Genomic DNA, 9957 nt, shown 5'->3' with positions numbered 1-9957 from the left:
GACCGGCAAAACCACTGAATTGACCTGCGTCATAGCGCAGGCAAAATTCTTGCGAGAGGGTTTCGATATCATCCTCGAACATACCACTTGCGACGGCGCTGACGACTGGTCGCTGTCGAGGGTGCGGCAGGCATCTTCTTTCAGCCACGCAGCGAAATGCCGTAACTGTCGTTGACGTTCTCATCAGCGACGTCGGATAACGTCGCGCGCTGTGCCGGATAGAGACTCTATCGACAAAGACAGAACCGACCTAACGTGTGGATTTGAAGGCCGTAAATTCAAAGTTCCGTCCCGTTGTCGCCAAGGTAAAGAAACTTCAGCCGCCCGCTCAGCGCTTCCTGTGCGTCTTCATTCTGGCCAAGAGTCTGTTTGTCGTTAAATCTGCCCGTAATCTGATCATCTAGCGTCAGCCGAAAGGCCTGTGTCTCGAGGATACTCGCACCACTTCTCATCAATTATAGGCTCCGTGTTTAATTTGATCCAAACGTCAGCCGTCCTGCACTTTTAAGCTTGGAGTTTGGCTTATTGGTCTCGATGATAACCGCGCTACCCAATGAACCACGGCCCAAAAGCGTGCTCTGAGGGCACCGCAGGATTTCAACCTGACTGGTTATAATGATCCCGCCGAGGTCAACTGTTTCGTCCGGCTGGGCCCATGCCGAAGTCCCCACAGTTAGGGCAAGTGAACTGACACAGAATTTGAGAATATGCTTCGTCATAATATCCAACTACTTCTATCAGATTATTCCCTTATGCGGTTACAAAAAAGGAGGATCCACTTTCGCTAGAAGATAAAAGCTTTCGTTTGGAGCACGATAGCTCAATTCTAGCCCGACATAGTCTGAACTCGATCGACTGCGGATCATGAGTTTGGCTGTGTGATACAGAGTCTTCTCCACCACATGGTGTACCGATACGAGAATTCATAGATTTGTTCACGCAGGACATGCCGTCATCTTAGTTTTTTTAGAAAATGCTGTGGCCGCTCTCTTTTCAGACAGCGGCCACAGCGATAATTCCAGTCACGAAAATGGTCGAATTAGTACTTGTTTGGATTGCCCGGAATCACCGTGGCTGCCGCATCCGATTCCCCATCTTTGTGCCAGAGATGTGCAGGGCCATCGATGGATTTCATTGTCCAGCACGTAAAGTCATCGCACGTATAGACCATGCATCCCATGTCGTTTTCGACTTTCCACTTTGTAATATTGCCTTCCCCACGGATTGTGCCGTCGGGGTCATAGTATTTGCCCTGCCCCCCCCCGAAACTTCCCTCAGTTTGATGTAGGGTTTGCTCAGCCTTTGAAGGAGCAGACAAATGCGACAGAGTTGTTTTACCGAGGCCCGGATTATCGGGATGATCAAAGAACAGGAAGCTGGGATGCCGACGGCAGAGGTGTGTCGCAGACATGGTCTGAGCCAATGCATCGTTCTGCAAATTCAAAGCAAAATACGGCGGCATGCGTTGCACGGCAGGGTATCGCGCAGCGATGTCCCGAGGGTGAACATTTCTGACACCCACCGCCTCAAATCGCTGGAGGACAAGAGCGCCAAGCTGAAGCGTCTTCTGGCGGACACGATGCTCAACAACGTCATGTTGAAAGATTTGCTGGGAAAGAACTGACGGTGAGCCATTGATGCGCCATTGGTTCGAGCACGATGGCGAACGCATGTGCGACGGGCTGCGGCACGCAAGGCGATGGGAGATCATAACATCTCGCAACGTCGTGCGTGCAGGCTTGTCCCTCTCACACATGCAAGCATGTGTTGCCCGCCAACGGGTGTCGGCCCCAAGACCATCCGGCGCGACAAACCGCCCACTGCCCGGCAGTGCATTGAAAATGCACGAGAGGGGGACAAACCTGAAGTTCGCGAAGAGATAGGCGATTGCCAGCAAACGTCGGCGGTTTGGTTATCGCCGGATTGTGTGTCAATGGCAGCTCAAATTTCCCCACTTAGGGCAAAGTAAAATTCCCCAGTTTATCGGGGGTCGGTTGTCATTTGTTTTCAGTAACTTGGGGCTCCATTCTTCGGTGGGCGGCGGTGTGATGGGTGCGTTGGTGCGGGCGTGTTCCGGGATGAGATCGGAGTGACCGCGTAGCCGACAACTTGCGCCTTCGATTTGCACCACGACTGCGTGGTGTAGCAATCGATCCAGAAGTGCAGTGCCCAAGACTGGATCACCGAAGACGTCACCCCATTCAGAAAATCCCCGGTTAGACGTGAGGATCATCGCGCCCTTTTCGTAGCGGGCGTTGACGCGTTGGAAGAACAGGTTCGCCCCGCCTTGGGTGATGTGCAGATAGTCAATTTCGTCTATTAGCCGGCAGGCGATTGCGAAGCAATCTGCCGAGAGGGGGCGATCAGCAGTGATGATCTGGCGTAGAACCTGATCTTCTCAGCCAGTTGTCCCTGACGTTTCGCTTTCGCCAGAACCTCAGCTAACTCCGCGAGGGTCGCACGATAAACCTGCATGCCCGCTTTGACGGCCGCCCCACCCAGCGCGGTGGCAAGGTGGCTTTTGCCGGTAACCGGTGGCCCGAGGAAGTGCACAACTTCAGCGCGCCGGATGAAGTCTAACTGGGCAAGTGCTGCGATACGTTCGCGATCAAGCGATGGCCTCCTATCGGCGATGCATGCATCGCCTGCCGGTCAACGGGAAGCTGAAGTCGAAGCTTTCCAAGGTCTTGATCATTGCCCGTCAGGGCATCACGCAGTGATGTCGCGAGAGGGGGGCATGAGTTTTGACGTGCGCAAGGCCACATGGATCCGCCGCGTCTCGCGGGTGCTGTATTCCTCAGACAACAAGTTGTCGATGACTTCAATTGCGGTGATTTCATCCTGTTCTAGGCGTTGACGTCAGGCAGGCTCTTTCGTTGTACATCCAGTTTGTTCTACGGGCCAATCACACTCAACCGGAATTGATCCCGTTAATTCAACCTTCGTTTCTTTGTGCCAATCTAGCCTGCGAAAAAGGAGAATTATGTATGAACGACCTATCACCAAGTTCATTTAATGCCGTTGGCGGCGCGGATAAGATTATCCAGGTTTTAGAACAGGCGATAGATGCCGTTGTTATGATTGATGAGTTTAATAATGTGACTTTTTTCAATGACGCTGCTGAGCGGTTATGGGGATACCGGCGCGAGGAAGTTATCGGTCACAACGTTAAAATGCTCGTACCCAAAGAGATGCAGCACCACCATGATATGTGGGTGGATACCAATCGCGACGGGGGTCCTGATAAGATCGTCGGGACCAGTAGAGAAGTCGAGATCCATCAAAAAGACGGGGGCCGCAAATGGGCTAGTTTGTCGCTGTCAAAGGTCGAATCTGAGGGCTGCTCTGCAACTTACACAGCCTTCATGAAAGATGTGACCGAAATGAAGGCGGCGCGGGAGATGATGACCGCAACCTTGGAACAAACCATCGACGCTGTCGTCATGTTGGACCAAGATAATTGTGTTACGTTTTTCAATGCGGCGGCCGAGAGATTGTGGGGTTACACTCGTGATGAGGTCATCAAAGAAAATGTAAAAATGCTGGTCCCGCCAGAGATGCGCGTACATCATGATAGTTGGGTTGATAGCCATAGAAACGGGGGCGCAGACAAGATTGTCGGAACCAGCCGCGAGGTCCCAGTACATCGAAAAGATAGAACTGTTTGTTACGGCAGCTTGTCATTGTCATGCGTCAAATTGGCTGATGGATCGAGCCAATACACCGCGTTTGTAAAGGACATCACCGAAGAAAAAGCCGCGCGGGAAATGATGACCGCAACCTTGGAACAAACCATCGACGCTGTTGTGATGCTGGACCAAGATAACTGCGTGACGTTTTTTAATACCGCGGCAGAAAACCTTTGGGGCTATGATCGAAACGAGGTCATAGGTCAAAATGTAAAAATGCTGGTCCCGCCAGAGATGCGCGTACATCATGATAGCTGGGTTGATAGCCATAGAAACGGGGGCGCAGACAAAATCGTCGGGACCAGCCGCGAAGTTCCGGTGCACAGGAAAGACGGAACTGTTTGTCACGGCAGCTTGTCCTTATCCCGAGTGAAACTGACCGACGGATCCAGCCAGTACACGGCCTTTGTAAAGGATGTGACAAAGGAGGTTGCCCAACGTGCACAGTTCCGGCTCCTTTCGTTGGTTGCAAACGAAACGGATAACTCCGTCATCATTTCAGATGCAGTTGGTAAGATTGTTTACGTCAACCCTGGCTTTGAACGGTTGACGGGCATTTCTGCCGTATCCGCCAAGGGCCAGAAACCAGGAAAACTACTGCAAGGTCCACTGACCGATAAGCAAACTGTTGCCCGCATCGGAGAGAAGCTGCGCAATGGTCAGGCATTCTACGAAGAGATTCTGAATTACTCCAAGGCCGGCGAGCCATATTGGATAAGCCTGGCCATCAATCCTGTGAGGGATTCGAAAGGCGAGATAGAGTATTTTGTTTCTGTCCAGGCCAATGTGACGGAGACCCGCCAAAAATCAATGAGCTTCGATGCAAAGCTATTCTCAATCAGTGATGCCACAGCAATTGCAGAATGGTCGACCGACGGTGCAGTTCTGGAACGCAATGCTTTTCTCACGAAACGCAGTGAAAAGGCACCGCCTTTGCGTGACCTGCTCAGCGAGAGCGAAATCAGATCCGTATTGGATGGCTCAACTGTACGCAAAGAACTCTCCTGGCCCACATCCGACGATACGTCGTTTTGGTTAGATTGCATCTTTTCTGCGACCCGTGATCTCAGTATGAAAGTGGACAGAGTTATCATGTGCGCAAGCGATGCTACGCTTCGACGGGAAACTACGGCGCGTGGATCAGAAGCTATGAATGGCATGTTGAAGCGGATTACCGGATTGGTCGGATCGATCAGCCAGGTGGCCAGGCAGACGAATTTGCTCTCGGTAAACGCGACGATTGAAGCTGCTCGAGCTGGTGAAGCCGGGCGGGGTTTTGGCGTCGTCGCAACCGAGATTCGGAGTCTGGCAACGCAGGTGGGTGACGCGTCAACGCAAATCAACGAGTTGATCAAGGATGGACAAATTGCAGTCCAGAAACTTGAGCAATCAGGCAATGAACGCTGAACGAGGGACGTTGCGCAACAAACAGTCGCCGTTGGTTTATCTTTTCAACTACCCACAAGTTCCCCTTCGTTCTTTTGTGCCGTGCTGAAGCGGTCTTCCAGGTCGGAAAAGCGGGTGAACCCTCGCGATATGACGGTTGATCTCCTTTTTGCTCAGCACCATCGCTACCTTCACGGGTTCCCTGAGGATGAATATCTCCGCCACCAGATCGTGCCGCCGGAGTGTCACATGGAAGAGGAACTTCACTCCGCCTAAAGGCGCTCACAACGTCGCGGTTGCCAAAGCAGCCGTTCTCGACGGACGTTTGACCGCCTGACAATTATGCATGGCCGCCTCACCCTCCGCTTCAAACAAGGCGAATTATATACCGGTCAGAGAGCATTTCTAACGCTCACAGAAACCACTGCAACAGGGCCAAGGCGCGCTATCCCAAATTGGCGTTGAGAAAGGCGTGATCCTGGGCCGTTCAGGTCACGGCTTGTGGTGCCTCTGTCGCCACCATTCGTATTTTGCAAATAAATTGTGCAGTCCGAGTGGCTTAGTCGGTTAAGCCTTTACAAGCTTCGTCACAAACGACTTTAATAGTGCAAACTGTATTTAAAAAAATTTGAACAATTCAAGGAGATTAAAATGCTGACGATTACTGGCGGAGAAATTATTGAAGGCTCCAGCAATAATGACGGCTTTATCGTCTTTACTGCTACTCTATCTGGTCCGCTCCTGGATCCGGTCTCTTTCACATATGCAGCCCGCTCGGGCACGGCGGATGAAGAAGCGGACTTCGATAGTAGCGGTACGATCCTGACAATCCCCGCGGGACAAACATCGGTCCAATTTTTTGTGCGCACTGTGGCGGATAATACCTCAGAAGCTGATGAAAGCGTTAAGGTGGACGTCTTCAACGTGCAAGGCACCCAGCTGGCCAACGGCGAATTGCGCACAACCGTTCAGGGCGTAATCCTTGATGATGATGGTACAGGACAAAAGCGGTCGTTGCTGGTCAGCGATGCCCTAATAAGCGAAAACGATACTGGAACGAAACAGGCGGTTTTTGAAGTTCGTTTGTCACAAGCATCGACCGAGGCGATCACGATTGACTATGAAACCCGTGATGGCACAGCGCGCGCTGGCTCCGACTATACCGCAGCGACTGGATCAGTGACCTTTGCCGCCGGACAGACGGTAACGACGGTCAGCGTGGACGTGATTGGTGACACGGCCGTTGAAGGCAGCGAACAATTCTCGCTCGTTGTCGCGCCCACCGCCGCGGACGCCGACCTACTGGCAGTGGATTTCGCAGGTGGCGTGGCAACGATCCTTGATGATGACGCTTCGGGGACCGAACCCTCGCTGTCGGTCACAGGCGCAGATGTGCTTGAGGGTTCCAGCAACAACGACAACTTCATCGCCTATACCGTGACCCTGTCGGAACCATCGCTGTCTGCTGTTTCTTTTACCTACCGTGCCATTTCAGGCACGGCTGATGTGAACGCTGACTTTGACAATGGCGGGACGAACACCGTTACAATCGCTGCGGGGCAGACCACGGCGCAGTTCTTTGTGCGGACGGTAGCCGAGAACAACAGTGAGGTGGACGAGAGCGTTAAGGTCGAGATATTTAACATTCAGGGCGCTGTTCTGGCCAATGGGGAGCCGATCACCACCGTCATGGGCGTAATCCTCGACGATGATGGCACCGGGCAAAAGCGGGTCGCTTTCGTAAATGATGTGCGGCTGTTGGAAGGCGATGGCGGTTCGAAACAGGCGGTCTTCGAGGTTCGCTTGTCAGAGCCTGCTGGTGAGGCGATCACGCTGAGTTTTCAGACCCGGGATGGTACAGCTATGGCAGGCTCGGACTACACGGCCACTACGGGCACTGTGACCTTTGCGGCAGGTCAGACGATCGCATCAGTGGCCGTCGATGTTTCGGGCGATACAACTATTGAAGGCAGCGAGAAATTCTCGCTTATCGTGGCCCCTATAGCGGCAGATGCGGATCAGCTTGCAGTGGATTTCGCCGGCGGCGTGGCAACGATCCTAGATGACGATGCATCGGGCAGCGCACCCTCGCTGACGGTGACGGGTGGAGAAACCGTTGAGGGCTCCAGCAACAATGACACATTTATCACCTATACGGCGACTTTGTCAGAGCCCGCATTATCTGCTGTTTCCTTCACCTATCGTGCCATTTCGGGCACGGCGGATGTGAACGCTGACTTTGACAATGGCGGGACGAACACCGTTACAATCGCTGCGGGGCAGACCACGGCGCAGTTCTTTGTGCGCACAGTGGCGGAGAATACCCAGGAAGCCGATGAAAGCGTTCAGGTCGATATCTTCAATGTGCAAGGGGCTGAATTCGCCAATGGCGAAGAGCGCATAATCGTGCAATCGGTGTTGCTGGATGATGACGGTTCGGGGCTCAAACGCGCTGTTTTGGTGCAGGATACCGTGATCGTGGAAGGTGACAGCGGTACCAAACAGGCCGTCTTTGAAATTCGCCTCTCTAATCCATCTGGTGAGGAAATTGTTTTTGACTTCACTACTGTCGAAGGAACTGCGACGAGCAATGCCGATTTTAGGGGCCTCAGCGGTCAGGTGACTTTTGCAGCCGGTCAGACAGTGGCCTCCGTCGTGGTGGATGTGTTTGGTGATACGAGCTCCGAACGGATGGAAAGCTTTCAGCTTGTGTTGACAACCGCGTCGCCTGAAATCGAGGGCGGACAAACGGGGGTTGCTGCGACAGCCACGCTGCTTGATGACGATACGGCGCTGGGGTTCGCACCGGAAATCTCCCTTACGGCTGGAGATATCGTTGAGGGCTCCAGCAATAATGACACATTCCTTGTGTTTACGGTCGCTCTGTCAGAGGCGTCTACAAGCCCGGTATCCTTCAGCTATGCGGCGTTGTCAGGTACGGCGGTTGTGTCCGATGACTTTGACGTGAATGCCAGCACGTTTACCATCCCGGCGGGCACGACAACCGGACAGATTTTTGTGCGCACCGTGGCGGATAATACGCCTGAAGAAGATGAAACCGTTGTTCTGGAGCTGTCAAACCCAACAGGGGCGGTCTTTGCGGGCGGTGGTGCCACCCTAAGCGCCACAGGCACTATCCTTGATGATGACACTCCCGCGCCTGTCTTGGGTACACCGCGGGTGACTGTGGCCGATGCGAGCGCGCCTGAAGGCGGGGTGATGACATTTACGCTGACGCGGATCGGCTCGACCGCTGAGGCAACGACCGGGTCTTTCAGCCTTTTGAACGGCACCGCCGACGCCGGGGCAGACTACACCGGCGCAAGTGGACAGTTCAGCTTTGCGGTGGGTGCGATCACCACATCGATTTCCGTACCGATAAGCAATGACGGCCAGATTGAAGGACCTGAGACATTGGTCCTGCGCCTGTCTGATCTGGAGAATGGCGTCTTGCCGGGGAACGCGCGTGAGGCCTTCGCTATCGGAACGATCGCGCCAACGCCACCGCCACCGAACCCGACCATCATCTTGGGGAGTGAAGCCGGGGAGACCATCACCGGCACCAGTGTTGACGAGCATATTTTTGGCTTTGGAGGCGACGACCGGATTCTCGGCGCAAGGGGCGACGACATCATCTTTGGCGGCGACGGCGTGGATGTGCTCAACGGGGGCGAGGGGAACGACTCGATCTCGGGCGGCGACGGCGCAGATACTGTCTACGGCCAGGGCGGGAATGACCGTATCGACGGGGGTGACGGCAACGACCAGCTCTTAGGTGAATCGGGCAATGACACCATCTTCGGCGGTCTCGGTGATGATACGATCGGTGGCGGCGACGGGGTCGATAACATCGACGCGGGCGACGGTGACGACACCGCATTCGGCGGCGAGGGCAACGACGCCATCCGCGGCGGTGAGGGCAACGACACGCTCTTTGGCAGCGGCGGCAATGACCTGATCGACGGTGGAGACGGCAATGATACGATTTTCGGCGAAACCGGGATCGACACGCTGCTGGGTGGCGCCGGCGACGATTTCATGGGCGGCGGCGGCGGCGGCGATGTCATGGACGGCCAGGAAGGCAACGACATGATGTTCGGCGGTGCGAACGACGACACGATGGTGGGCGGGTCCGGCAACGACACCATGGATGGCCAGACCCAGGACGACGACCTCTTTGGTCAAACGGGCAATGACACGCTGTTCGGCGGTGACGGGTTCGACTTCCTGGATGGCGGCTCCGGCGACGACGTGCTGAACGGCGGCAACCAGGGCGATACGCTGGTCGGCGGCCTGGGCGTGGATACGCTGAATGGTGGTGCCGGGTTTGACACCTTTGACTTCAACGCGGTGGTCGAATCGGCCTTCGGGGCGGCGGATACGATCATTGGCTTCGAGGGTACCGGGACCTTCGGCGGTGATACGATCGACCTGTCAACCATTGATGCTAATGCCACACTGGGAGGCAACCAGGCCTTCACCTTCCTCGGCGCTGTCACCAATGCGGTTGGCCTCGGCTTCGGCGCGGGGGCTCTCTGGACGCAGGAGTTCGACGGCCAGACGCGGCTTTATGGTAACATCAACAACGACGGCTTCATCGATCTTGAGGTACGCATCAACGACGGACCGGGCACCCTGGCAGCCAACTACACCGCAGGCGACTTCATCCTGTGAGGTCATTCATTCCGGCTCTGTTGTATTGATAAGGACGTAGCAGGATGATCAGGCAAATTGAGGCAGTGGCCTTTTATGCCCTGGTGCTATCCGTTCAAGGGGTCTGATGCCGGAGGGTAAAATAGGGTCAATAAACTTAACTAGCCAAAATAGATTTGACGCCATATCCGTTTTGGCTGGTTTAATCTCAACAAGAGAGATCAGGCCC

Annotated in this window: 5 protein-coding genes and 1 pseudogene; 3 read left to right on the top strand and 3 right to left on the bottom strand. The window is 54.5% G+C overall.

Annotated features, from left to right (window positions below; genetic code table 11):
- Positions 1–278: 278 nt before the first annotated feature.
- Positions 279–455 (bottom strand): hypothetical protein, encoded by a 177-nt coding sequence (locus ROLI_RS18970; RefSeq protein ID WP_187428404.1) that lies wholly within the window; start codon positions 453–455, stop codon positions 279–281.
- An 863-nt stretch (positions 456–1318) separates the two neighbouring features.
- On the opposite strand from ROLI_RS18970, the pseudogene ROLI_RS23990 reads away from it, so the two are divergent.
- A pseudogene (locus ROLI_RS23990) lies at positions 1319–1618 on the top strand (transposase); the annotation flags it as partial.
- 312 nt (positions 1619–1930) lie between these two features.
- Here the strand turns inward: ROLI_RS23990 and ROLI_RS18960 are convergent.
- Both ROLI_RS18960 and ROLI_RS18955 read right to left on the bottom strand, forming a co-directional pair.
- Positions 1931–2296 (bottom strand): ATP-binding protein, encoded by a 366-nt coding sequence (locus ROLI_RS18960; RefSeq protein ID WP_338469271.1) that lies wholly within the window; start codon positions 2294–2296, stop codon positions 1931–1933.
- Positions 2297–2319: 23 nt separating this feature from the next.
- On the bottom strand, positions 2320–2571 hold the full coding sequence (locus tag ROLI_RS18955) for an ATP-binding protein (RefSeq protein WP_338469270.1): 252 nt from the start codon (positions 2569–2571) through the stop codon (positions 2320–2322).
- 416 nt (positions 2572–2987) lie between these two features.
- On the opposite strand from ROLI_RS18955, the gene ROLI_RS18950 reads away from it, so the two are divergent.
- Both ROLI_RS18950 and ROLI_RS18945 read left to right on the top strand, forming a co-directional pair.
- Complete coding sequence (locus ROLI_RS18950; protein WP_187428406.1) at positions 2988–5096, top strand: PAS domain S-box protein; 2109 nt, start codon at positions 2988–2990, stop codon at positions 5094–5096.
- 630 nt (positions 5097–5726) lie between these two features.
- On the top strand, positions 5727–9749 hold the full coding sequence (locus ROLI_RS18945) for a Calx-beta domain-containing protein (protein WP_187428407.1): 4023 nt from the start codon (positions 5727–5729) through the stop codon (positions 9747–9749).
- The last annotated feature ends 208 nt before the right edge of the window (positions 9750–9957 follow it).

This window comes from Roseobacter fucihabitans (genome assembly GCF_014337925.2).
GTDB lineage: Bacteria > Pseudomonadota > Alphaproteobacteria > Rhodobacterales > Rhodobacteraceae > Roseobacter > Roseobacter fucihabitans.
This window is presented reverse-complemented; position numbering and strand designations above follow the sequence as displayed.

What these genes read in the sequence shown, in the direction of transcription:
- ROLI_RS18950 (WP_187428406.1), top strand. Translation starts at nt 2,988, where the DNA reads ATGAACGACCTATCACCAAGTTCATTTAATGCCGTTGGCGGCGCGGAT.
- ROLI_RS18945 (WP_187428407.1), top strand. Translation starts at nt 5,727, where the DNA reads ATGCTGACGATTACTGGCGGAGAAATTATTGAAGGCTCCAGCAATAAT.